Source organism: Leptothoe spongobia TAU-MAC 1115 (assembly GCF_018739885.1).
Classification (GTDB): domain Bacteria; phylum Cyanobacteriota; class Cyanobacteriia; order Phormidesmidales; family Phormidesmidaceae; genus Leptothoe; species Leptothoe spongobia.
The window spans coordinates 120,869-145,389 of the sequence record NZ_JADOES010000010.1 but is presented as its reverse complement, the minus strand read 5'-3'; the positions used below and the strand labels follow the sequence as shown (position 1 = coordinate 145,389).

Sequence of the window (24,521 nt, the reverse complement as noted above, 5' to 3'; positions counted from 1 at the left end):
AGAGCCCTACAATAAACGAGCTTATCCATCTTAACTAGTGACGACTATTCTGGATCTCTAATTTAATCCTTGATCCTTAGGCAACGCCAGCGATATCATATTTTCACTACCTGTCAGCGACACTCGAAAATAACCCGGTATCTCCTGAGGAGTGCCAGGAAAAACAAAAACTCCATGATCGGCTAGCAATCTCGAAAACGCTTCATCATCTTGCCAGGGAGACTTTACCAACAGAAAGAACGTTGCCTCTGGAGGTTGCACCTCATACCCCATCTCACGAAGTTCTCGAACCAGCCAGTCTCGCTTATATTGCAAGTGCTCAATGTCAGGGTTGATCTTCTCAAGATCAACCAACGCATATTGCATCAATGCACTGGGAAAACACCATCCGAAAATAGACGACTGCAACATAGAAATAACTTCTCGAATCTGCTCCCGCTCTGGCATTGTCGGCGATAATGCCAGATAGCCCACCCGCTGACCAGGGGCCATCAGAGTCTTACTGTAACCATACACAAGAAACGAAAACGGATAAAACTGTGTCGGGCTTGGACAAAGACGACTGTCAAATACAATCCGACTAAACGTTTCATCGGAGATGAGATAAATGGGCCTCCCGTAGGTTTTAGAAGCTTCAGAAAGGATATCTCCCAGGCTTTGTAATGTCTTCTCAGAGAACACTTTCCCAGTCGGATTGTGAGGAGAGTTAATGATAATGGCACGGGTCCGTTCAGTAATTGCAGCGGCAATTGCCTCCAGATCTAACGCAAAGGTCTCAGCCTTAACTGGAATCCCGACAGGAGTAGCCCCTGATAAGTGAACCAGACGACGATACCCCAACCAGGGAGGTAGATTTAGAATCACCTCATCCCCCGCTTCAGTCAGCATCTTTAGACAAATGGCTAAACCTACCATGGTGCCACTGGTCATAAAAATATCCTCAGGGTCAATCGCTAAGCCCCGTCTCTCCTGTAATGATGATGAGACAACAGTTCTAGCCTGGATCAGGCTCTCTTTATAGCCATACCAGCCCTCATTTTGCGGCACGCTCCATTTCTGTAGTGCCTCGACAAATCCCTTAGGTGGTAGTTCATGGGCATCGCCAATCGTAAAATCCAGACTGCCTGGTTCAGTGCGACGCTTCATATAGGTCGCTTCAGCATAAAACTGACCAATGGGAGTCTGATATTCTAATGCCTTTAGCAATTGTGGCGATAGAGCATGCATTTTTCGTTGGGAGCGTGAGTTATAGGCTCAATGTCCAAGCTGTCTGCAGTTTGTATCAGAAGATCCTAGCTAGTCAGGTTAAACCGTTGTAGCTTGGCGTCTAGCATTTTAGGCAATGCCTTTTGCAGGGCGGATTTGCTGGTAAATTCTAGTTTATGCTGAGCGGCGATATCAAAGGGGAATTGCCCTGGCAGGTCGTTACGTTCCATCTGGGCCACAATCAGCTGTTCGGGGCGTTTGGCATTGAGGGCATAGCCCAGTTCTACACAGACGCTGGGATTAGGAATAAGCAATGGTAGATCGCTATCGGCTTCTATGATGGGAGTGGCATCGGCAATGAATAACAGACTGCGGCGGATATGGCGCATCAGGTTGCTGTTGAGCCTTACGGGCCCCTGACTGAGTCGATGGGATTCGACTAAGTTGATGGGCAGGCGGGAACGGCGGTTAAATTTTTCGATGTAGGGTTCCAGGACGGCCTGCAGTAAATCGCTTGATTCAGGGTATTCCTCTTGATAGCAAAGGAAAATGGTGGGGTCGAGGTTGGCGAGGGAGTCGGCCTTGGCAAAGTAGATTTCGTGGCTAATCAGGTCGATATTTGCGATCGCATAGGTGCCACTACCCTCGACATAAAATTCAACCACATCCCCTTCCAGGTAGCGCTGAAACCATTCGGCCTCACGAACGTCTTCGATATCATCCAAAAAATCAGCCCGTAGCGCCGACTTAAGCAAACTATTTTTTGCCAGACGTAGATCATGGGGCCGGGTTTCCAGATCCCGGATAGGCTCATAATCCTGGAGATACCAAGCTTTTAGCGCTATTATCGCCATCCTACATACCCTGTCTCAAAATTTCAAATAGTTCATGTTTAAGATAGTCCATTTTTAGTATGGCTAATGCTTTAAGCACACTTCTTAAATGATTTTGAAATCATGATTCAAGTAGGTTGGCCTAATCATTTATAAGATGGAGGATCAGAAGTTTGACCTCATCAAATATGCCCCCAAACCCCCAATTCTGGGGGCTTTGAGTCTAGTCTCCCCCAGGATTGGGTGAGGTCAGGGGGCCTCGGTGTCTGAAGCCTAATTTGGATAACCTACTTCACAAGGATCTATTCCAATTGTCGTGTCAAAAATTGGCAGTCACTACATCTGGAAATGAATTGAATTTGGGTATTCGCGTAAGCCGGGAAATTCTGATCAGGTAAGGGAGTTAGTGGTTCGGGGTTGGTCGTTAGTCCCTGACTGGAGTTTAACGACTCACTACCAACGACTATCTTCCAGAAAACGTCTCGCATTAAGTTGATACCCAACAGAAGCTAAGAAATAAAGAATATAGCCCGATAAAATCGCAGCGAAAAAGCACCACACCGAGACAAAGGCATAGTTATAAAACCAGTCAGTGATGACTAGCGCTAAAGCAATGAAACCACCGATTATTCTGAGCTGAGTCAACTGGGACAGCCACAATGGCCCCAGAACAATGAGCATGTAGAAAAGCCGTGACACAGCACGAGGGAAAAACTGGTCATAAATTAGCTGGGTCTGATAATCGATGGAACCCTGAGTGACCGTTACAGCAAACATCCCAGGGGACAAGACAAATGGGCCATATAACGACATGCCAAATAAAGTCCCCAACAGTGTCATGACCAGCAATACCTTTCTAGCCCAAGGTCGTTGCTCCAGAACAAACATGGCCAGAGGTAGCCACACCAACCACAAACCATGGGAAAACGCCAGAAAACCCAAAGCCGCCAGGTATCCTATGTCTGCTTGATTATGGTGAATGGCCAGCCAGCCTATACCTTCAAACCCTTGCTGAATCCCAAATAGGCAGGGTATCAGGGCCACGGGTAGATATCTAACATCGATATCCATCGCCAGTTTGCATGCATATAGCCCCGCAGGGATGAGCAAAGCAGTGGCGGTAAAACTGGCGGTAGCAGAGAAACACATGGGTTATGTAGTAGATGAAGACAGCTGAATGACTTAATTCATAAGACTAGAGAAATCCCTCTTACAGTCCATCGCCTCTACTAAGTTTAGTAGAGACTTTTTTCTCTCCCACACCTACCTAGAATAGATGGGGAAGCACAGGAAAAACCCATGACCAGATGGAGTAAAGCACTTCGGTACAGCATTAGGTTAATTGCAGGGTTAGGGCTAGTTCTATGGATGCCGAGCTGTGGTTTCTTTGCGCCGAGCGGAGCCCAGACTGAACGGTCAGGTCGTTCTGACGCTTCGGATCAACCCATTGCGGTAGAAACTGCCCGTGCTCAAATCGGTACTTTGACAGAAATCGTTGAATACTCTGGCACTACTCGACCACAGCAACAGATAGCTCTGCGGGCTCAAACAGCAGGAGAAGTGGTCGATGTGGGCGTCGATGTGGGTGATTTAGTGGCGCAGGGCCAGATTTTGGCACGGATCGATGGTGGATTGCTGACGGCGCGGGTGAATGAGGCCCAGGCAGAGCTGTCGGTACGACAGTCGGAGGTAGCTGAGGATGAGGTTGCGATCGCAGATGCCCAAGCCACCGCTGCCCAAGCCACAGCCACCCGAGACCAGGCCAAAATCGACGCCGATCGTCTCCGCAAACTAGCCAACCAGGGCGCAATTTCTCAACAAGCCGCTGAAGCTGCTGAGCTAGCCCTAGTCAATGCAGAGCAGTCCGTCAAGGCAACCCAGGCCCAAGTCAACGCTCGACAGCAAGTGATTGCCGCTGCCGCCAGTCGTGTGAATGCCCAGCAGGCCCTGGTAGATGAAGCTCAGGAACAGCTAGCATGGGTCAATTTGCGATCGCAGCTTCCCGCCACTGTCCTGAATCGGTTAGTCGATCCCGGCGACTATGTCCAAGTCGGAGCCACTCTGCTCGAACTCGGTGACCTCAGCACCCTCAAAGTAATGGCCCAAGTTTCAGAACTAGAGCTAGGGCAGCTAACCATCGGACAGCCCGCCCAGATCCGTCTCGATGCCTTCCCCGATATCGAGACCATCTCGGGGCGTATTACTCGCATTTCTCCTATCGCCGATGCCACATCGCGACTGGTCACCGTAGAAGTCACCATAGCGAACCCAGATGGTCGTATTGGCAGCGGTCTTTTAGCAAGAGTTCGATTTAAACCACCGGGGGATGAGCACATTGTTGTACCGACCAGTGCTTTAGAAAATGGGCCAGACAAAAACACGATTTTTGTCATCGAACAAGACCATCAGAAAACCACAGCCGTTGCCCGTTCAGTCAGGATAGGGCAGAACCATCAGGAACAAATAGAGATTCTCTCTGGGTTAGAGATCAATGAACCATTTGTGGTGCAGAGCGATCGACCGCTCAAAACAGGGCAAGCAGTACGCCTGAGTATTCTGTCTGAGGGGGAAGCAGAGTGAGAATTAGCCTCAGCACCCTGGCCATCCGTCGTCACATTGCCACGCTGATGCTCTCCGTGGCAATCATTGTCTTAGGTCTATTTTTCACAGCTCAACTGCCAGTAGATTTATTGCCCTCCATTACCTATCCCCGGATTGGAGTGCGGGCCGACACCCCAGGAGTCTCTCCCGAAGTCGCTGTTGACGAGGTCACACGCCCCCTAGAACAAGCCCTGGCCGCCACCGAAGGTGTCATTCAAGTCGTCTCTAAAACGAGAGAGGGACGGGTGAGTGTGGACCTATATTTTGAACCGGGAGGAGACATTGATCAGGCCCTGAATGATGCCACAGCCACCCTAAATCGGGCGCGCAACCGACTACCCGAAAGCATTGAGCAACCACGACTGTTTAAGTTCGCCCCATCTCAGCTACCGGTATATGAGATGGCCCTGACATCAGAAACACTGCCAGGCATGGAGCTGCGGGTATTTGCCGATGAGGAACTAGCACGGGAGCTAAATACCGTCAAAGGGGTAGCCAGTGTAGATGTGTCCGGGGGTGTGCAAGAAGAAGTTCAGGTAAATCTGGAACCGACGCGGATGCAAGCACTGGATTTAGGGATTACCGAGGTGCTAGATACCCTAGCAGAACGCAATCAGGATATAGCAGGCGGGCGCATTAAGGGCTTAAACGACGAGCCACTAACACGGGTAAACGGACAATTTCAAGATGCTGAAGAGATTCGCAATTTAATCTTTGACGTAGGCGATCAGCAGGTGTACCTGCGGGACTTTGCTGATGTGGTAGATGGCACTGAAGACCAGCGCATTTTTGTCAATTTGAATGGTCAGTCAGCGGTGAAGGTAAGCGTACAAAAGCAGCCGACGGCCAATACGATTGCTGTCGTAGATGGCATTAAACAGCGGCTGGAGCAGATGAAGGCATCCGGTCTCGTGCCTGATGACCTGGTGCTCAACGTCACCTTAGATGAGTCGGTATTTATTCAAAATGCCATTCGCAATGTGGCCATGGCAGGTCTCACAGGAACTGGTCTAGCCGCAATTGCCGTGTTGTTATTCCTTGGATCCCTACGACAAACGTTCATTATTGTTTTAGCCATTCCCTTAGCCAGTCTGGTGACTCTACTCCTATCAGGAGTGTTAGGTCTATCGCTAAATGTGTTTAGTCTGGGAGGATTGGCCCTGGGCATAGGCATTGTGGTAGATAACGCCATTGTGATGCTAGAGAACATTGCCAAGGGGGTAGCTCGCAGTCAACGACCGGCCATCCGTCAGGCAGAAACCAGTAGTCAGGAGTTAGAATCAGCGCTCGTTGCCTCAACCACAACAAACTTGGTAGCCGTATTACCGTTTTTGCTAATGGGTGGTTTTATCTCGCTATTGTTTAGTGAGTTGGTGGTAACCATTAGCCTGGCAGTGGCAGCATCGCTATTGGTAGCACTGACGGTAGTACCCACACTGGCGGCAAGATTGCTAGCGATCAGGACATCCAGTGGCATAGGAAATTTCTGGCCAATTCGATGGTTTAGCCAGGGACTACAAGGGTTAACCCTAAGCTATGGCAGAACCTTGAGCTGGGTCTTGCAGCGCAGGGTTATCGTACTCACGGCAGCCATTCTCATCTTTGGTGGGGGTAGCTGGGCCATGTTTCAACATATTCCCCAGGAGATTTTGCCGCGTATCAGTAATGAACAAGCAAATATCTGGGTCAGTCTGCCCCCTGGCACCACTCTAGATGAAAATCGCCAGGTGATGACCGCCATCGACCAGCTAATGATGGCCCAGCCAGAAACTGACTATGTATTTAGTACATCAGGGGGATTTCTTTTTGGTAGTACCAGCATCGATAATGCCCTACGTGGGTCGAGTAAGCTGACGCTAACGCCTGGAACTGATGTAGAAGCCTTTACTGACCGTATGAACCAGGCGTTGAGACAGCTTAATCTGGTGAAAACCCGCATGCGGGTAGCGCCCGGTGCAGTACGGGGTTTGATTTTAAGCAACTCTCCTGTGCGGAGTGATGTGGATATTGTTTTGCAAAGCAGCGATATAGAACTGCTAAATCAGACAGGAGAGCGGGTACTTGATGTCCTAGAAGAACAAGCCATCCTGGCCAGCTATCTGCCCGATGCCGACTCACCACAGCCAGAGATCCAGATTCGGCCTGATTGGGAGCGGGCGGCGGATGTGGGCATCTCGGCGGCAGAAATGGGGCGTACGGTGGAGACGATTCTCTCGGGGGCGGTACCGACACAGCTGCAGCGGGGGGAGCGGCTGGTGGATGTGCGAGTGCAAACCCCGGATAGCCTGGTGCAAAATCCGGCGCAGCTGACTCAGCTGCCGTTGTTGGGTAGTCGGGTGCGGCTGGGGGATGTGGCTAGCATTGAGAATGGTCGGTCCCCTGGAGAAATCCAACGGATTGATCAACGGCAGGTGTTTATCATCGAGGGTCGTTTGGCGGAGGAGGCGACTCTGGGGGAGGCGCTGGATGAGGTGGAGCGGGTGATGGGGCAGGTGACGTTGCCGAAGGGGGTGACACGGCTACCGAGCTTTAGTGCTCAGAGTAATGCGGCGATTCAGGAAGGGCTGGGGTTACTGGGTGGTCTGGCGGTGTTCTTGGTATTTACGGTGATGGCGGTGCAGTATAACTCGCTGATTGATCCGTTGGTGATTATGTTGACGGTGCCGTTGGCGTTGGCTGGGGGGATTTTGGGGCTGTATGTGACGGAGACGGCGATTGGGGCGACGGTGGTTGTGGGGGCGGTGCTGTTGGTGGGCATTGTGGTAAACAATGCGATTATTTTGGTGGAGCTGGCGAATCAGATTTATGTGACTGAGGAGTGCAGTCGGATGGTAGCGATGTTAAAGGCGGCTCCGCAAAGGTTAAGGCCGATTTTGATGACGACGGTGACGACGGTGTTGGGGATGTTGCCGTTGGCGTTGGGGCTGGGGGAGGGGTCGGAGTTTTTGCAGCCGTTGGGGGTGGTTATTTTTTGGGGGTTGTCATTGGCGACGGTGTTGACGTTATTTGTGATTCCTTGTTTTTATACGTTGTTGCATGGTTTGGGCTCCGCTCACCCACCTGGGGGCTTGCAATCTAGTGCCCATCATCCTGGTGCCCAGCCTCTGGCTGAGCACCACCATCCCAGGCTCCGCCTGCAATAGAGAATTCATCCCCCTGTAGGGGCAGGTCTCGTGCCTGCCCTGGGATAACCTATGCCATCCATCGGAATCTCGCATAAAGGAATTCCGGTTAATGGCCCTATATGTCAGAAGGTGGGCACAAGGCTCCACCCTTACGGTTCTCTACATTCGTCGTACGAGCATGCTGATCATTTCATCAGGGGCTGGTCTTAAAATCAGCCGATTGTCGGGGACTTCGATCAGGGGGCTCCACTGGCTGGTTTCGACATAGCGGAGGTTATGTAGTAGGTGGATGGTTTGGCGGATATGGCTGGGATAGCCGAGTAGGATATGCCGGATGGAACTGCCTGGAGGCAGGCTGCTGGAAAAGTCGGCAGGCAAGGCTGGTGATACTGGAGGTGTCTGGTCTTGGAATGTCATAGGGGCGTTTTCCTTTGCGGGGTTTAACCGCGAAACGATAGGAGGAAATGCCCCCAAAAAAGTTAGCCACCCTGCAACTAAAATCAGGGTGGCTGTAAAATGCTCACAGCTCACCAACTGGGTTAGTCAGTTGGAGGGTTAGCGGGATGGTTGTGTTGGCGCACTTCCATCTCGCGCAGCTAAGTTTTTTTGGGTGCGAAACGCAACTGGGGTCAGTTGCTTATTGTGTAGGCTATCAGGCCCAGATCGATGAGTCAAGCGGGCGTTTGAGGGGCTGTTATATGGGTGCGCCATCGCTACGAAATTGTCTGAATTTCTGATTTTATTAATCTGCTGGTAGAGCCAAAACTGGGCAGTTTTTGCCAATATGGAGTTTGAGCTGGGGTTAGGCGATGGCAATGACCAAGGATGAGCTGCTGGCGTTGATTGACCAAGCGGCGACGGAAGGATGGACGAAGTTGGACCTGTCAGGGCAGGGGCTGACGGAACTTCCAGAGGAGATTGGTAAGCTGAGTCAGCTTGAACAGTTGATCTTGGGGAAGAGCAAAAAATACGAAAATGGCAATCAGCAATAGGAAATTCAATTCCTTGATGGCAATCAGAGGTTAGTGACACTGGTAGCTGACAATCAATTAACATGCCTGCCAGACAGTATTATTCAGTTAAAGAATTTGCGCTATTTAGACCTAAGTAGCAATCCTTGGGAAACTTTATCGGATAAGCTTGGCAGCCTATCCCAGTTAGAAACCCTGATAGCTTTAAACTGCGCATTAATTAGAATCCCTACAGCTGTCACAAATTTGTCAAAGCTACAACAGTTCGACCTCAGCTATAACCAAATCACTGAGATTCCAGAGTCCTTAGCCCAGCTATCCTCTCTGCAACAGCTCGACCTCAGCTATAACCAAATCACTGAGATTCCAGAGTCCTTAGTCCAGCTATCCTCTCTGCAACAGCTAAATCTTAGCTATAACCAAATCACTGAGATTCCAGAGTCCTTAGCCCAGCTATCCTCTCTGCAACAGCTCGACTTTAGCTACAACCAAATCACTGAGATTTCAGAGTCTTTAGCCCAGCTATCCTTTCTTCAACAGCTAAACCTCAGCTACAACCAAATCACTGAGATTCAATCCTTAGCCCAGCTATCCTCTCTGCAACAGCTCGACCTCAGCTCTAATCAAATCACTGAGATTCCAGAGTCCTTAGCCCAGCTATCCTTTCTTCAGCAGCTAAACCTCAGCTACAACCAAGTCAGCGTAATTCCAGAGTCCTTAGCTCAGCTATCCTTTCTTCAGCAGCTAAACCTCAGCTACAACCAAATCACTGAGATTCCAGAGTCCTTAGCCCAGCTATCCTCTCTGCAACAGCTCGACTTTAGCTCTAACCAAATCACTAAGATTCCAGAGTCCTTAGCTCAGCTATCCTCTCTGCAACAGCTCGACTTCAGCTACAACCAAATCAGCGTAATTCCAGAGCCCTTAGCTCAGCTATCCTCTCTTCAGCATCTTGACCTCAGCTCTAACCAAATCAGCGCAATTTCAGAGCCCTTAGCTCAGCTATCCTCTCTTCAGCAGCTAAACCTCAACTACAACCAAATCAGCGTAATTCCAGAGTCCTTAGCTCAGCTATCCTCCCTGCAACAGCTCGACTTTAGCTCTAACCAAATCACTGAGATTCCAGAGTCCTTAGCCCAGCTATCCTCTCTGCAACAGCTTGACTTTAGCTCTAACCAAATCACTGAGATTCCAGAATCCTTAGCCCAGCTATCCTCTCTTCAGCAGCTTGACCTCAGCTCTAACCAAATCACTGGGATTCCAGAACCCTTAGCCCAGCTATCCTCTCTGCAACAGCTAAATCTTAGCTATAACCAAATCACTGAGATTCCAGAGTCCTTAGCCCAGCTATCCTCTCTGCAACAGCTAAACTTCAACTCTAATCAAATTACCGAGATTCCAGAGAGTTTAGAAGGCTTAATGCAGCTCAAAAAACTGGATGTGCGATGTAACTCATTACCCATTTCACCAGAAATCCTTGGTCCACCCCAACTTCATTATCCTCCTGGAGCTGTTTCCGGCATCTTCAATTACTGCCGTCAACTTCGCAGCAGCGACGTCCAGCCCCTCAACGAAGCTAAACTTATCCTTGTCGGCCAAGGCAGTGTCGGCAAAACCTCCCTGATCAATCGCCTTATTAATGATTACTTTAATCCTAACGAAGCCCAAACCGACGGCCTCAACGTCATCAGCTGGATGATCAACGTCAACACCAAAAACGTACGCCTCAACGTTTGGGACTTTGGCGGCCAAGAAATCTACCACGCCACCCACCAATTTTTCCTCACCAAACGCAGCCTCTACCTACTCGTGTGTAACTGCCGCACTAGCGAAGACGAAAACCGTCTCGACTACTGGCTCAAACTAATCCAAAGCTTTGGCGACCAATCCCCCGTCATCATCGTTGGCAACAAACGCGACGAACAACCCCTCGATATTAACCGCAAAGCCCTACGGGAAAAGTATTCTAACATCAAAGATATTATCGAAACCTCCTGCCAAACCGGGGATGGTCTTAAAGAACTCAACCAGGTCATCCACAGAGAAGTTGGTCAGCTAAAAGAAGTCTACGATTTGCTACCACTCTCCTGGTTCGAAGTCAAAGAACAACTAGAAGCCATGGAAAAAGACTTTGTCAGCTACACTGAATATATTGGCATCTGCTACCAAAACGATATTCCCGACGAACCCAACCAAACCCAGCTGATCGACCTACTCCACAACCTGGGACTTGTCCTCAACTATCGAGAACACCCCCTACTCCAAAACACCAACGTTCTCAATCCCGACTGGGTTACTCAAGGCATCTACACCCTGCTCAGCGACGACGACCTTAAAACCCAAGCCAAAGGCCAACTCACCCTAGCCGACCTTAACCGTATACTCCCCGTTGAACGCTATCCAAAAAATCGTCATAACTACCTCATTGAGCTGATGAAAGAATTCCAGCTCTGCTTCCAACTACCAGAATGTATCCCTGACCGCTATCTCATTCCTGGCATCCTCCCCAAAGAAGAGCCTGAAGAAACAGACTTAAAAGGTGAAACCCTTGATTTTCAGTACCACTACGCCATTTTACCCGACAGCGTTATCTCAAGATTCATTGTTCTAATGTATGACAAAATCTACAAACAACTCTACTGGCGTAGTGGCGTCATGCTAATCTATGGAGAAGGAGATAATGCCAACGTCGCTCGTATTCGTTCCGATCCAGCTGACAACAAAATCTTTATTGCTATCAGTGGTAATCAATCTACTCGCCGCGAATTTCTGGCTATTATCCGTGATGTATTTAACAGAATCCATGCTAGTTTTACCCAACCAACCGAATGGGTTCCAGTCCCTGAACATCCTGAACATCCGCCTTTAGACTATCAAGAGCTACTAGGTTTAGAAGTTATGGGAGTAAGTGAATACCCTATTGGTAAACTTCGCATTACAGTTAATCTACATCAGCTCCTTGATGGATATGAGTCATTCACAAGCCGACAACAGTTACGGCAATCTCAAAAAGATATCAACAATGCCGACTCTTTATATACAGATGACTCTGACATTGACGAAGAATTTCAGATAGATATATTTTCCATTAAATAGAAGTGCATATTATTTCAGATGAATTGATTTAAGAATAGTTTGAAGAGAAAAATATGAAATGCACAATATATGTATTATATTTCCAGAAGAATATCATTCAAGCTGTTCGTATATACCTCTGCATATTACAGAAGTCTTTGGACATAAAAAAGTAAAATGTTTTTTCATAAAGTATAAGCATCTCACTCGAAAGTGTGTGCTATTAATTCGAAAACTACTCAAAGCACCGTGTGTACTAATAATTGGTTACACAGAAGAGCTAACTATTGAAAATTTGTATAAAATTGGGATGGCAAATGTTCTTGAAAGACATATTATTCTTGTGAAAATAGCTCATTTCCCAGAGAAGCTATCCTTTACAAAATTTTCCTTAAAAGAGATTCCTGAGTTTATTGATCATAATTTTTGGGTCCCTTGCGAGAATGGTATAAATCAAAAATTACTAAGAGATTTAGATAGAATTCTCATCAAGATACTATTTGGCAGTGTTGAGTCAATTTTGTATGAAAAGGCCATTCGGCAATGTGAGTATTTTGAAAAGAGAGCCGAAAGAAAAATAAAAAAGGTGTCTGAGCAGTTTTTTTTGAGAAGACTAAAAGAAGCACTTGTTCAATGTGGAAAACAATATACCAATAAGGTTCTTTATTCTTTATATGTAAACAACACAGAGTCTTTTTTGAATAAGCTAACTTGTCTTGTTGCTGCAAATGCTCTCGAAGCATTCGATCTAGTAAACTTCAATGCCGAATGTGAAGATAATCAAGATTTATGTAAGATTAAAGAAAAAAGTAATTTGCCCACAAAAAAAGTGAGTTTAACTATTATCAAAGGTAGTCAAATTAACTTTCAAGATACTCCAATAGAGGATGTTTCTATGAGCGACACTATCCACCAATACGGTTACGGCGACAACATCGCAGGCGACAAAGTCATGGGCAACAAAATCAACACCCAAATCAACAACAGCCAGGACCTCACCCAAGCCGCCCAAGACATCAAAGATCTTCTCACCCAACTCGAAACCGACTACGATCCCACCACACCCACCGGTCAAACCATGATGACGGCCAAACTAGTCGAATCCGTCGACAACAACCCCACCCTCAAAGCCCGAGTCATCAACGCCCTCAAAGAAGGCAGCAGCACCGCCCTCGAAGAAGCCATCGATCATCCAGTGGTTAAACCCGTAGTTGCAGCTCTCAAAGGATTTATCGATGCATGATTGCTTGGATTGGATGTCGGAGAATAGTTAAAATGGTTGAATGGTGCGCGGTGCACACCCTACTAGCTATGTCCTACAGAGCTTCAAGCTATACTTAAACCAAGCCACTCAAAGCTCACACCATGACTACAGTAGCTATCCTGCCCATCGCCGATACCACCGGAAGCAAGTCTTACCGTGCTATATCCGGTGACAAATCTTCCATTGGAGCCACTGCAGGGCAAGCCCTAGACGCCTTAACTGCCCAGCTAGGCGAAACTGAATTTAGCGCACTACTCGTCATCCAAAGCTTTCGACCCGATTCCTTCTTTAGTGTCGATCAACAAAAACGACTATCAGAACTAATGGACCTGTGGCGAGTGGCCAGAGATAGTGGACAGGCCTTACCACCAGAACAACAAACCGAACTAGATGCCCTGGTTGAAGCAGAACTACATGCAGCAACTGCACGAGCTGCAACCCTAACTCAGACTGCAAGCGCATGAATCGGTATTATGTTGAGATTTCAGAGCGCGCTAATCATCGCTGTGAATATTGCAAGGCACCTGAAGTCGTTTTCAACTTTCCCTTTGAAGTGGAACATATCATTCCCCTATCTCGCCAAGGGACAAATGATGTACAAAATTTAGCTCTGGCTTGCCGCTCTTGCAATCTTCGTAAAGGTAATCGCGTCAGTGGCCATCAACCTGATTCCGATCTTGAAGTACCATTCTTTCATCCCAGAAGAAACGAATGGAGTAATCATTTTCAAATCGATGCTGACTCTGGCAATATCATCGGTTTAACCTCTACAGGGCAAGTCACCGTGACATCATTGGAAATGAATAGCCCTCCTCAAGTGACCGCCAGACAGCTATGGATTCGCCTCGGTTTATTTCCTTAGACAGATTTTTGACAAAAATTGGTTTTGAATTTAAATATTGAAAAATGGCTTAAACGGTTGCATGGTGGGCAGTGCACACCCTACCCTCGTGAATCGATGACTAACGCGATACCCTAATAACGCGTGCATCCCCAATCCCCCATGACTAACCCCTCACAAAAAATTGTCATCATCGGCGCAGGCCCTGCAGGTCTTCTCCTCGCCCACTATCTGCTCTGCCGCCAGCAATACCACATCGAAATCTACGACCGCCGACCCGACCCACGTCAGGCCAGCCTAAACGAACAACGCTCCTTCCCCATCTCCCTACAAAAACGAGGCCGTAAAGCCCTCCAAGCCATCCCCGGCCTGGAAGACGCCATCGCCCAGCAAGCCATAGTCTGCCAAGGCACCGTCATCCATAGCAAAACCAAAGCCCGCGATATCCCCCGCGACAATCCCACCCTCACCATCGACCGCAGCCGCCTAGTCCTCACCCTCATCAACCAGCTAACCAACACCTATCCCGACACCGTCCTCAAACTAAAGTTTGACTGCGCCTGCCAGCATATCAATGCAGCTAACCAAACCGTTAGTCTCCAGACAGCTACGGGGCAAACATTTTCCACCAGCTACGATCGTCTCATCGGTGCCGACGGAGCCCGCTCCCAAGTCAGAACCGAACTCGTCGCTCACCACGGACTAACCTGCAACCAAACCTACGTCCCCGACGCCTACAAATCCATCTTTCTAGCCAGAACTAATGCAGACCAAAACATAGAACTAGCCCCCGATCGCATCCACACCTCTAACATTGGTCGCAATAACCGCATTGTCCTCGCCCCCCAACCCAACGGACAACTCCATGGTGCATTTATCTTCAATGCCGAGAACAATCCCCTAGAAGAGTTCACCACAAAGGAAGAAATCCTGACCTATTTTGAAGAAAAGCTGCCCGTCTTTCGCCAGTTGATGAACGATACCGAAGCTGACGAATTATTGCACCGTCCGGTGGCTCGGTTGGTGACTGTGAAGTGCGATCGCTTCCACCAAGGCGACCATATCCTCCTCATAGGCGATGCCGCCCATGCCGTATCCCCCTCTATTGGCCAAGGCTGCAACTCCTCCCTCGAAGACATCCAGCTGATCAATCAGCTGCTTGACCAATTCCAGGACGATTGGTCCCAGGTCCTCCCTCAATTCTCCCAACAGCGAGTGCCTGAAGCCCATGCCCTCAAAGACCTATCAGATTATTCATTCCCACGGTCTACACCACTCATTATCGAATTTTTCCTACGGCTAACCCTAGGACGTAAGCTACACCAATGGTTTCCCCAATGGTTTCAGCCCTTCGTATTTGATCTCGTTTTAGACTCAGATCTCTCCTATGCCGAAGTGCTTAACCTTAGCCAGGGATGGATTAACAAAGTCAAACGCTCAATGGCATCCTAATTGAGAAGCCGGGTTTCTCGGTAAAACCTACATCACATTGCCATAAACATCTAGAAGCCGGGTTTCTCGGTAAAACCTACATCACATTGCCATAAACATCTAGAAACCCGGCTTCTAGAGCCAACTTTACACATATCCCCCAAGCTTCATCATTTTTTCATGAAGGCAAGTCTCAACTGTCTTGAGAAAAAAACATAGTCCACCTATAACTGAAAATGAGCGAATCAAGCATTCTTAGTATCAGCTTACAAAGCATCCCCTGATTGCAATTAATCCACATAAAGCTGTGTTGAGCACAGCGAGCAGATATGAAGAAGAAACTGTTAGTTGCAGGAGCCATAATCTCATCCTGCTTGGTTTCCTTAGAAGCAAAGGCTGCCTCATTTACAGGATTAAACATTTTCGGCGATAGCCTGGTCGACGCAGGCAATCTATTTAAAGCGACCGATGCTCTGTTTTCCCCTATCGGTCTGCCTGCGTTACCGCCCAGCCCACCCTATGCCCAAAAAAATTCTAACGGGCCGATCTGGATTGAGAATGTAGCCAAATCCTTAGGACTATCGCCGACGCTGGCAACTGACCTCATCCTCAATCCTGCCACCACCCCGCCTCCTACCCAAGGCATCAACTTTGCCTTTGCCGGAGCCCTATCATCAGATGTCCATATCCTTGACGATGATATTCAGCTACTTGCAACACTGTTTCCAGGGTTACAAGCTCAACTCGGCAACAGTCCGTTTTTAGGCTTTGAGGACCAAGTAGATGCCTTTACTGGACTCTCCGCCACTCTCCCCGTTGATCCCAATGCTCTCAATGTTATCTGGGTAGGAGGCAACGACTACAACGAAGCGTTCTTTAACCCAGCGTCTTTAGGAGGATTATCCCAAGCAGAATTGCCTAACGTTGTTACCGACAACATTATTGACGGCCTCACTCGCCTCAGCAGTTTAGGGGCAAAAGAGTTTTTAGTGGTTAACTTACCCGATATTGGAGAAGCTCCCTTCGCTGACTTCTTAGATGGACAAAGCCCCCTGGACATTCCCTCAATATTAAATCAGCTAATATTTGCTCACAACGAATTGTTGTCAGCCAAACTCGATATATTTAGTCAAAGCCAACCCGATACCAATATCATCACCTTTGATGTCAATACATTGTTTGCCGATATCCTGGCAAACCCAGGAGAGTTTGGTTTTGCCAATGTCACCGAGTCTTGCTTGATCAACTTTGAAGCAGGATTTCAGTTTGATGGGGTCTGTGACAACCCAAATGAGTTTTTCTTCTGGGATGACACTCACCCTACTACAGCGGCCTATCAAATTGTGGGAGACTTTGCCCTGGCTACACTAAATAACGAGACTGAACCTGCCACCAGTGTGCCAGAGCCGTCTTCCCTGGCAACTCTATTAGCGATGGGCATGATCGGCACCGGGACACTACTGGTAAAGCGGAAACTAACAGTTTAAAGCACTCGCCATCTAAGACAGCGTGAACCCGCCTTGGACTCAAAATCGCAAGGCTAATCGGCTCAAAACTCACTATAGGTGCAAGACTTTTCGCAGAGTAGGAGTTAAAGAATCCCTGAAAGCTCTATATTCAGAGCTGCCCAGCCAATTTTGTCCCTTTAGTGGACAGCCCTCAATTAGCGTTGGGTTTTGAACCCAACGTGGGTTTGAGCTTCGCAACCGACCTTAGTGCAAGATCTTAGTATTAGGAGCGAGGATTAAACAAGGCATGCAATCTTAAATTCGCAACTTAATCCCCTCCTGGGAGAGACAACGGGGTGGGTTGGCCTTGAGTGCTAGTGATCGAAACCCACCCTGCCTTTCAGGCACCCCGCCCGAGGAGGGGATTAAGTTGAATACCTTATGAAATCCTTATTCCTTAGATGTTTTTGGAGCCCAAAGCTCGGATCTAATCGATCACTTTACCGTCAGGCATTGTGGTCCCAGCAAATTTAGCATCCGCTAGATTTGCACTACTCAGTTCGGCTTTGAACAGGATGGCACCGGTCAGATTCGCCTCACCCAAATTTGTACGACCCAGGTAGGCGTTGGTCAGATCCGCCTGGGTGAGATCAGCGCCGCTGAGGTTAGCTCGACTCAGGTCGGCTCGTAGTAAGCGGGCATCGACCATGACAATTTGGAAAAGCTGGGCACCACAAAGTCGGGTGTCAGTAAAGTTAACACCCTTGAGGTTGGCACCGGTAAAGTCGCAGCCTGCCAGGTTGGACCGCTGGGCACGGGTACGGGTAAGGTTGGCATAGCGTAGATTAGCGCCTTCTAGCTGGGCATCCGCCAGGGATGCTCCCTTGAGGTTTGCTCCACTGAGATTCGCATTGCGCAGATCCGCATCTTTCAAAAATGCTTCGCTGAGGTTAGCACCACTCAGATCCACGCAGGCTAGATCAGCCCCTTTAAGATTAGCCCCCCGCATATCTACCTGACGCAGATGGGCACCGCGCAAAATCGTTTGCTCACTGCGTAACTCCTGGCGCAGGTTGGCTCCGCGCAGGCAGGCTCCAGTCAAATTAGCCCCGCTGAGGTCTGCATTGCGCAGGTCTGCATCGGCCAGGTTCACATCAAATAGGTCGGCCAGGGTCAGGTCCGCACCGCGCAGGTCTGCACCTTGCAAACTCGCGCCGTGCAGGTTGGCATCGCTCAGATTTGAATAGATCAGATTCGCCTGGTTCAGGTTAACGCCACTGAGGTTGGCATGGCTGAGATTTGCCTGCTGCAGATTCACCCGACTTAAATAGGAAAACATCAGATCCGTGCGTTCCAGGTCGGCCTTAGAAAAATTAGCACCGATCAGGTCTGCTTTGGGCAACTGCAAACCGGCTAAACATAGGCCACTAAAATCCTTGTGACCGTTGTTATAGGATGCCATTAGCTCTTCGACATTATCCATAGGATGCGGGCCTCATCGATGTGACAGCAGCAGACATGACAGCTCGACTGACCTCAGCCGGAGCAGTCGTCTCACTCGGAGGCTCGGCATAGTAGGGCTTGATCGCATTCAAAATAGATGTGACCACTGGTTCGTTTTCGTCAGTGTCCTCTAGACAGTGGACGATGATAGACAGTTTGCTTTCCAGGTCCTGGAATGACGAGCAATAGTTAAAGACCTCGCGCAAAAAGTCCTCTAAGGTTTTACTACGCAGTAGCGACCACTCCTGGGAGCTGCCGGTAAAGGGACTGTAGAGGGTGGAGTGCAGCAAAATTTTTGCCCGTAGGGGGTTGCAGTACTTGATGATGTCTAGCCTCAGCTCAAATAAATCGGCCCGATCTTTGACCTGGGCAATATCACCCATGGGTGGACCTTCTACGGCCTTGGCTGAGAAAGCAACGGTATTGTCAGGATGAATACCAACAGGCAAATCTCCAAAGCAGGTTTCTGGACTATCGGTATCATTGGCATTTTGTAATCCCGGTGTCGACATGGGGATCAGCTCTGTCTGGACAGAGTACAGGGGATGAAATGCCTTGAAAATGATATTGACGATTTTGGTGTACTTGGCCTTGCGATTGAGATGGTGCAGCAAATGACGCAGCCGATATTTTAGGTCGTTGGGCGTCGGGGTGAGCTGGTAAAGCTGCTTTACTAAGATCGCTGTATCTGCCTGTTCGATTTTCTGAATATCTGTTTCCCAGACCTTATGGCAGAGACAGTAAAGGACTTTCTTGATGCGAATAATCTGGGCATCGTGCTCTAGATCATCGGCCACATGCTGATAGCGATCTTTTGACTCTCCGGCTACCTCCTCTGCTACCTCCTCAGAATTCCCTGGGTGTGAGGCTGGGTGGGCTTCAGGCAGTAGATTAGCGGCACGTTCAATGTAAAGGGGAGTCAGTGACTGCAAAATCACCTCAGCCACATCCGAGTAAACTTCTTTGTGATTGAGGGTGGCAACAATCCGATAGAGACTTGCGCGACACTGATCTACGGAGGGATTTCTCTGCATGAGAGAATCGATCAAATGCTCTAGAGAGAACTGATCTAAGACAGTCGTGTCGTTTTCCCAGAGATTTTGACAGGTACCAAAGATGAGCTTTTTGATACGTAGGTGATCAGCATGATCACTTAATGCTTGTAGGGCTTGATCCAGGGGACTATCAAAAACATAGCCTTCGACCCCCTCCGCAAAGAAGGGTCGGGTCAGTTCGGCATCGCAAATATCAAGATCAATCACCGGGCGCAGTTGATAGGCTGGGACCTGTTCTTGAATATTTTTTAGATTGAGTGGGCCTAGAAATGTAGCATCTAAATCTAAGCGGCTTTTGACGACGTCGTACACCACTTGGGAGACGCAAATTTCCCCAGGGGCAGCAAAGCTTTCTAAGCGAGCGGCAATATTGACGCCATTCCCCATGACGTCTGAATTGTTGATGTAGACATCGCCCAGGTGAATACCGATGCGATGGTCAAAACTATCCCGTTTACTATCGCCACGGAGTTTTTTTTGAATATTGAGCGCACAGGCAACAGCTTGAGCTGCACTGAAAAAGCACATCAACAGACCATCACCAGTTGATTTGAGAACTTGTCCCTTAAACACATTGCAAAGGCCTGCAATCTGTTTGAGATCTCGATTGATGGTGGCCAGCGCCCGCTCTTCATCAGCGGACATCTGGGCACTAAACCCCACTGCGTCAGTCACCACGATGGCGGCGAGTACACGCTGCTGGTTTTGAAGCGATTGCTGCGCTCCTTCCATAGAAAACCTGACTGACAAGACTACCTGATATTAAGATTACCCCAGCTAAATAGGGTGATCCGTACATCATGAAGTAATGAATACGGAATTTTCGGAAGAATTTACTTGCCCTTTTTATATCTTCGTAATAAAATCCGCAACTACTGGTAGATCGCAAGCCCCTTTATTCTCATAGCAATATACCCTGTCTTTACGGTTCATGATAGGACAATCTTCAGATCGGATCCTAAATAACGGACTTGCTTCTCTTCTGTGATAACAGTTTCACAATTTTTATATTTCTTCGGTATTGCTTTGATAAAGGCAGGATTTTGGTGGATTGATGATGAAACTCTAGGTCTACCTATGTGATTTTTGATACCGACCCCAGATATAGGATTCTTAAAAAGTAATGGACTCAGGGGTGATTTGGTGGTCCAATGCTGTTGAGTCTAGTGCGCGGAAGGTTACTTTACTATGCCCCAACTTACTCCTGGGCCTCAGCCCACCCCTACTGGGCACCAGATCACCCCCTGGTTCGTAAATGTGCTGGCTGGTGTAGGTGCGGTCTGGTGTACTACGGCAGCAACGGCGACTGCCCTTGAGCCCACGTTTGCTGATGTGTGCGGTACATTTCAGGGAGTGGGTGGGGACTGGAGTAGTGTGCTTTATAGTCGTCCCTATGCCTGGCAAACGGTGGATGCGCTCATGTCGGCACTGGCCATTAGTGACTGTGGGATTGCTGAGCGGCGGTTGGCAAATGTGCGTACGCTGTGGGGGCCTCAACTGGAAACGACGTATTTGCCGGAAAACGGGCTGATGGTGGATTTTCCGATGGGGGTGGACCTGCAGATGATTGCGATCGCAACTCCCAATCTCACCGACCTCAATCTCAATGGCCATGTCATTCCAGATTTAGCACCTATTTCCACCCTGATCCAGCTGCGGACACTGCGGGTGGCCAATGCTCAATTGCAAGATATCAGCGCCCTGACCACACTACCTCGGCTCACTACCCTGGACATTAGCTACAACCAGATCAACAGTATTGCTCCCGTGGCCAATATCCCCACCATTCGCTCCCTCAATGTGTCCTACAATCCCTTTACTGATGTAGGCCCCATCGGAGAAATTCTCACCCCCTCTGTGGAACAAGAATGGCAGCTGCTCGATCTCAGCGGCATTGCCATTGACTATGACACCTGTCCCGATAATCTAGGAGATATTTGTGAAGGGGACCTTGAGGGGGACCTAGACGGGGCCCTGTAAGGGGGTGGCTAAGGAGCTTGCCAACGGTAATCGAATTTCAACGCATGTGCCTTTGCCATGAACAGACTCTACCAATAACTGTCCCTGGTGCTGCTGAGTAATCACCTGGTAGCTGATGGCTAGACCCATGCCAGTACCTTGCCCAACGGGCTTGGTGGTAAAAAATGGATCAAAGATTTGTGCTTTAACAGTATCTGAGATCCCAGGACCATTGTCACAGATAGAGATGACTGTTTGTCGGCCACCGGGTTGAGAGGTCGATATCTCAATCTGCGGGGAGGCTGTCTGAGGAGAGCCTGTACTGCTATTAGTCCGAGCATCAGCGAGAGCATCAATCGCATTGGTCAATACATTCATAAAGACCTGATTGAGTGGCCCAGGATAGCAAACAATAGGAGAGAGATTGCCATAGTTTTTCACCACTTGAATGGCAGGATCGATGGTTTGTAGACGATGATGAAGAATTCGCAGGGTACTGTTGAGGCCATCATGAATATCAACAACCTTAGCCCCTGTTTCATCTAACCGAGAGAAATTTCGGAGAGAGTCTACAATGCTCCGAATACGGTCTGCCCCCACCTGCATCGAGGTGGCCAGTTTAAAAAAATCTTTTTGGATAAAGTCCAGGTCCAGGCTTTCTAGTACCGATTGGATGTCGTGACGAGGGCTAGGATAAGCTGTTTGGTATAGGCTCACCAGATGGAGCAGGTCTGTCATATACTCTTTCGCATGGTCTAGATTGCCATCGATAAAGCTGATGGGATTGTTAATTTCATGGGCGATTCCAGCCACCATTTTGCCTAGGCTGGACATTTTTTCACCGTGCATCATTTTTAACTGAGCCTGTTGCAGGGTGGACTCGGCTTGTTTGCGATCGCTAATATCGAGATCTAGACAATACAGCTCAGGTTCACCTTCCAGATTGGTCAGCATCATATGACTGGAAAACACCTCCACCGGGCCACCATTTTTATGACGCAGCGTCAGCTCACAGGCAGGAATCGGAATGCCTCGCTGCAACCAGGCTTCTACAGCTTGGATCACCCACTCACGCATGGCATCGGGGATGATTAAATCTTCGAGCTGCTGTCCCATGGCTTCTTTGCAGGTATAGCCATAGAGTTGCTCACTGGCCCGATTCCAACCAATTACCCGACGCTGATGATCGTATATTTGCATCCCAATCAGTGAGACACCTTCAAATAAAGATCTGAAGCGCTCTTCGCTCTGACGCAGTGCCGCTTCAGATGATCTGCGGGTAAATGTCACTATCAGCTGTGCCGCAGCATTATCAACCGGAGGTACGGGAATTGCTTCAATGGCAAACTGATAACGCCGATCTGAAAGGGTGACGGTATCCTCAAATGTTACTGTCTGGGAGGTATTTAACGCTTGCCAATAGTGGGAACTATGGTCAGTCTTCGTCGAAAAAATTGCTTGAAAAGGGCGATTGCTTAATTGCTCAATCGGTGCTGCCAGCAGCTGTGTCATTGCCGGATTTGCATCCGTAATCCAGAATGCGTCTTGATGCCAATGCAGACAACACATTGCTCTGGGACTTCTCTGCCAGAGGGCTGAAAGACTCTGTGCTGAGTGGACAACCGAATCGTATCCTTCAGTCACACATTCGTTCATGAACTAGATAATGATGACACATATTCATTACTGTAACGAAGTTGCCCTCAAGCTAACCGAAGTTCGGATTAAAAGAAGTGACATTCTTTATTCATAATTTGCAAGCCCCATCCGGAGATCCATGGATTGAAATAGAGAATCCTATTAAAGGGGTGAACCTAACTTGCTAAATTATCTTGCACTGCCTGACGTAGTTGCTTGGTGAGCCGTGCTACGGTACCCGCTTTATCGCGTCGTAAATCAGCTACATAATGTTTCAGGTTAATGGGCTGTCCTATGCGAAAAATGGCCTGACGATAAGCTTTAGGCTGAATATGCTCAATTTGATATACTTCTCGCTCTAGACGCATTAAGGTGTCTAAGAATCTCTCGGGGGTAGGGTCGGCAGCGACATAGCCGTCATAGATGGCATCAAAGTTGAGCAGTCGTACCGTAGTCCAATAGAGAGCATCGTCTTCGGCGATGGTTTTGGGTTCTTCAGCTTCTAAAAGAGCCTGGATTTTGTACACTCGTTCTCGAATAGGGGCACCGTTTGGCTGTAGGTCTAACTGCTGCTCACATTGGTCAATCACATGGTTTCGCAGACGATCAATGCGTTGATTCCAATCTTGCTCGGGGTGACTGGATAGACTAAATTCTGATTCGATCCGGTTTAGAACTAGGGATGCGATCGCAAGCAGCCGTTGATAAAAGGTCTTAGCATCTGCCATATCAGCCACAACGATGCCTAGCTCCTGCTCTAGTCCCTGTAGCGTTTGCTCAATTACAGCCGTCATCGGCTCGATATAGCGATATTTCAAAGATATGGGCACTACATACAAATCCGTATCCGGATCTTGCTTAGCCAGCTGGGCCATCACCTGTAGTGGCATCTGAATCGCTCCCGAACGAAACGGCATTACCGTATCGTTTTGATAGGAGCAGCCCCCCTCTGGAAAAATCACCACCCGCGCCTGGGGCTCTTTTAATAGGCTCAGGGTTTGGGCAATACTAGCTCGATCGCCCAAACCCCGTCGAATCGAATAGCACCCCATCCACTGCAAAAACTTACCCTGCAGCCCCTTAAACGACTCCCGTGCCACAATATAGTGCCAAAGCTGTCCCACCCGTGCAGCCAAACTAAATAGTGCCATGCCATCCTCCATGGTGGGATGGTTGCACACATACACGACCCGTGAACTATCAATCGCTCGTAGCTGAGCAATATCATCATCAGAGACCACCAGGTCACAGCGATATAAACGCTGTAGTACCAGATAGGACACACTTTGCACTAATCGAATCAGCAACGGCTGCTGCTTAGGAGGAAAAAATAGGTTAGTTTCAGGAGCCATATACTCTATAGTCAGTGGATCAGAAAAACGTTCCAAAAGCACTTAAACCACGTCCAAGTTGAAACCTGGAGTTTTTCCCACGGTAAAACGACCGTTCTAGACGTGAATAAGGTTTATACGGTTATGCCCCGTCCAAGGGCTAAATGGCAACTGGTTGGGCAATTATTGTTCCATCACATCCGGGTACAGGCAGTTTTGATCAGGAATAGTGATGTAGGG

Annotated in this window: 18 protein-coding genes; 10 read left to right on the top strand and 8 right to left on the bottom strand. The window is 48.6% G+C overall.

Features of this window, described 5'->3' with window-relative positions; genetic code table 11:
* Positions 1-57: 57 nt before the first annotated feature.
* The 3 genes from IXB50_RS07670 to IXB50_RS07660 all read right to left on the bottom strand — a co-directional run bounded on the left by IXB50_RS07670 (position 58) and on the right by IXB50_RS07660 (position 3,188).
* The gene (locus tag IXB50_RS07670) at positions 58-1,227 is read right to left on the bottom strand and encodes an aminotransferase class I/II-fold pyridoxal phosphate-dependent enzyme (RefSeq protein WP_215608359.1); all 1,170 of its coding nucleotides are present in this window, start codon (positions 1,225-1,227) and stop codon (positions 58-60) included.
* 65 nt (positions 1,228-1,292) lie between these two features.
* The gene (locus tag IXB50_RS07665; RefSeq protein WP_215608358.1) at positions 1,293-2,060 is read right to left on the bottom strand and encodes a hypothetical protein; all 768 of its coding nucleotides are present in this window, start codon (positions 2,058-2,060) and stop codon (positions 1,293-1,295) included.
* 432 nt (positions 2,061-2,492) lie between these two features.
* Positions 2,493-3,188, bottom strand: coding sequence for a DUF6629 family protein (locus tag IXB50_RS07660; protein ID WP_215608357.1), 696 nt, complete (start codon positions 3,186-3,188; stop codon positions 2,493-2,495).
* 150 nt (positions 3,189-3,338) lie between these two features.
* On the opposite strand from IXB50_RS07660, the gene IXB50_RS07655 reads away from it, so the two are divergent.
* Both IXB50_RS07655 and IXB50_RS07650 read left to right on the top strand, forming a co-directional pair.
* A complete protein-coding gene (locus tag IXB50_RS07655) occupies positions 3,339-4,619 on the top strand; it encodes an efflux RND transporter periplasmic adaptor subunit (RefSeq protein ID WP_215608356.1) in 1,281 nt (426 codons plus the stop codon).
* A gap of 2 nt (positions 4,620-4,621) precedes the next feature.
* Positions 4,622-7,783, top strand: a complete 3,162-nt coding sequence (locus IXB50_RS07650) for an efflux RND transporter permease subunit (RefSeq protein WP_215608373.1) — start codon at positions 4,622-4,624, stop codon at positions 7,781-7,783.
* Between the two features lie 141 nt (positions 7,784-7,924).
* Here IXB50_RS07650 and IXB50_RS07645 read toward each other — a convergent pair whose 3' ends face one another.
* Positions 7,925-8,182, bottom strand: coding sequence for a hypothetical protein (locus IXB50_RS07645; protein WP_215608355.1), 258 nt, complete (start codon positions 8,180-8,182; stop codon positions 7,925-7,927).
* Between the two features lie 392 nt (positions 8,183-8,574).
* Between IXB50_RS07645 and IXB50_RS07640 the strand changes: the two genes are divergently transcribed.
* The 7 genes from IXB50_RS07640 (at position 8,575) to IXB50_RS07610 (ending at position 16,834) form a co-directional block, all read left to right on the top strand.
* The gene (locus tag IXB50_RS07640) at positions 8,575-8,757 is read left to right on the top strand and encodes a hypothetical protein (protein ID WP_215608354.1); all 183 of its coding nucleotides are present in this window, start codon (positions 8,575-8,577) and stop codon (positions 8,755-8,757) included.
* Between the two features lie 33 nt (positions 8,758-8,790).
* Complete coding sequence (locus IXB50_RS07635; RefSeq protein WP_326520745.1) at positions 8,791-11,832, top strand: leucine-rich repeat protein; 3,042 nt, start codon at positions 8,791-8,793, stop codon at positions 11,830-11,832.
* A 289-nt stretch (positions 11,833-12,121) separates the two neighbouring features.
* Positions 12,122-13,054, top strand: coding sequence for a hypothetical protein (locus IXB50_RS07630; protein WP_215608352.1), 933 nt, complete (start codon positions 12,122-12,124; stop codon positions 13,052-13,054).
* A 122-nt stretch (positions 13,055-13,176) separates the two neighbouring features.
* On the top strand, positions 13,177-13,539 hold the full coding sequence (locus IXB50_RS07625) for a hypothetical protein (RefSeq protein WP_215608351.1): 363 nt from the start codon (positions 13,177-13,179) through the stop codon (positions 13,537-13,539).
* Complete coding sequence (locus IXB50_RS07620) at positions 13,536-13,937, top strand: HNH endonuclease (RefSeq protein WP_215608350.1); 402 nt, start codon at positions 13,536-13,538, stop codon at positions 13,935-13,937. Before IXB50_RS07625 ends, IXB50_RS07620 begins: the two co-directional genes overlap by 4 nt.
* Before the next feature lie 141 nt (positions 13,938-14,078).
* Positions 14,079-15,368 (top strand): FAD-dependent oxidoreductase, encoded by a 1,290-nt coding sequence (locus IXB50_RS07615; protein ID WP_215608349.1) that lies wholly within the window; start codon positions 14,079-14,081, stop codon positions 15,366-15,368.
* Between the two features lie 308 nt (positions 15,369-15,676).
* A complete protein-coding gene (locus IXB50_RS07610) occupies positions 15,677-16,834 on the top strand; it encodes an SGNH/GDSL hydrolase family protein (RefSeq protein ID WP_215608348.1) in 1,158 nt (385 codons plus the stop codon).
* 448 nt (positions 16,835-17,282) lie between these two features.
* Here the strand turns inward: IXB50_RS07610 and IXB50_RS07605 are convergent, their stop codons facing one another.
* Both IXB50_RS07605 and IXB50_RS07600 read right to left on the bottom strand, forming a co-directional pair.
* The gene (locus IXB50_RS07605; protein ID WP_215608347.1) at positions 17,283-18,278 is read right to left on the bottom strand and encodes a pentapeptide repeat-containing protein; all 996 of its coding nucleotides are present in this window, start codon (positions 18,276-18,278) and stop codon (positions 17,283-17,285) included.
* Positions 18,271-20,085 (bottom strand): adenylate/guanylate cyclase domain-containing protein, encoded by a 1,815-nt coding sequence (locus IXB50_RS07600; protein WP_215608346.1) that lies wholly within the window; start codon positions 20,083-20,085, stop codon positions 18,271-18,273. Before IXB50_RS07600 ends, IXB50_RS07605 begins: the two co-directional genes overlap by 8 nt.
* Before the next feature lie 456 nt (positions 20,086-20,541).
* Here IXB50_RS07600 and IXB50_RS07595 point away from each other — a divergent pair, with 456 nt between their 5' ends.
* Positions 20,542-21,333 (top strand): leucine-rich repeat domain-containing protein, encoded by a 792-nt coding sequence (locus IXB50_RS07595; RefSeq protein ID WP_215608345.1) that lies wholly within the window; start codon positions 20,542-20,544, stop codon positions 21,331-21,333.
* Here IXB50_RS07595 and IXB50_RS07590 read toward each other — a convergent pair.
* The gene (locus tag IXB50_RS07590) at positions 21,316-22,881 is read right to left on the bottom strand and encodes a PAS domain-containing sensor histidine kinase (protein WP_281413244.1); all 1,566 of its coding nucleotides are present in this window, start codon (positions 22,879-22,881) and stop codon (positions 21,316-21,318) included. The two genes, IXB50_RS07595 and IXB50_RS07590, sit on opposite strands and share 18 nt — an antisense overlap.
* Positions 22,882-23,126: 245 nt before the next feature.
* Positions 23,127-24,344 (bottom strand): 1-acyl-sn-glycerol-3-phosphate acyltransferase, encoded by a 1,218-nt coding sequence (locus tag IXB50_RS07585; protein WP_407658801.1) that lies wholly within the window; start codon positions 24,342-24,344, stop codon positions 23,127-23,129.
* Between the last annotated feature and the right edge of the window lie 177 nt (positions 24,345-24,521).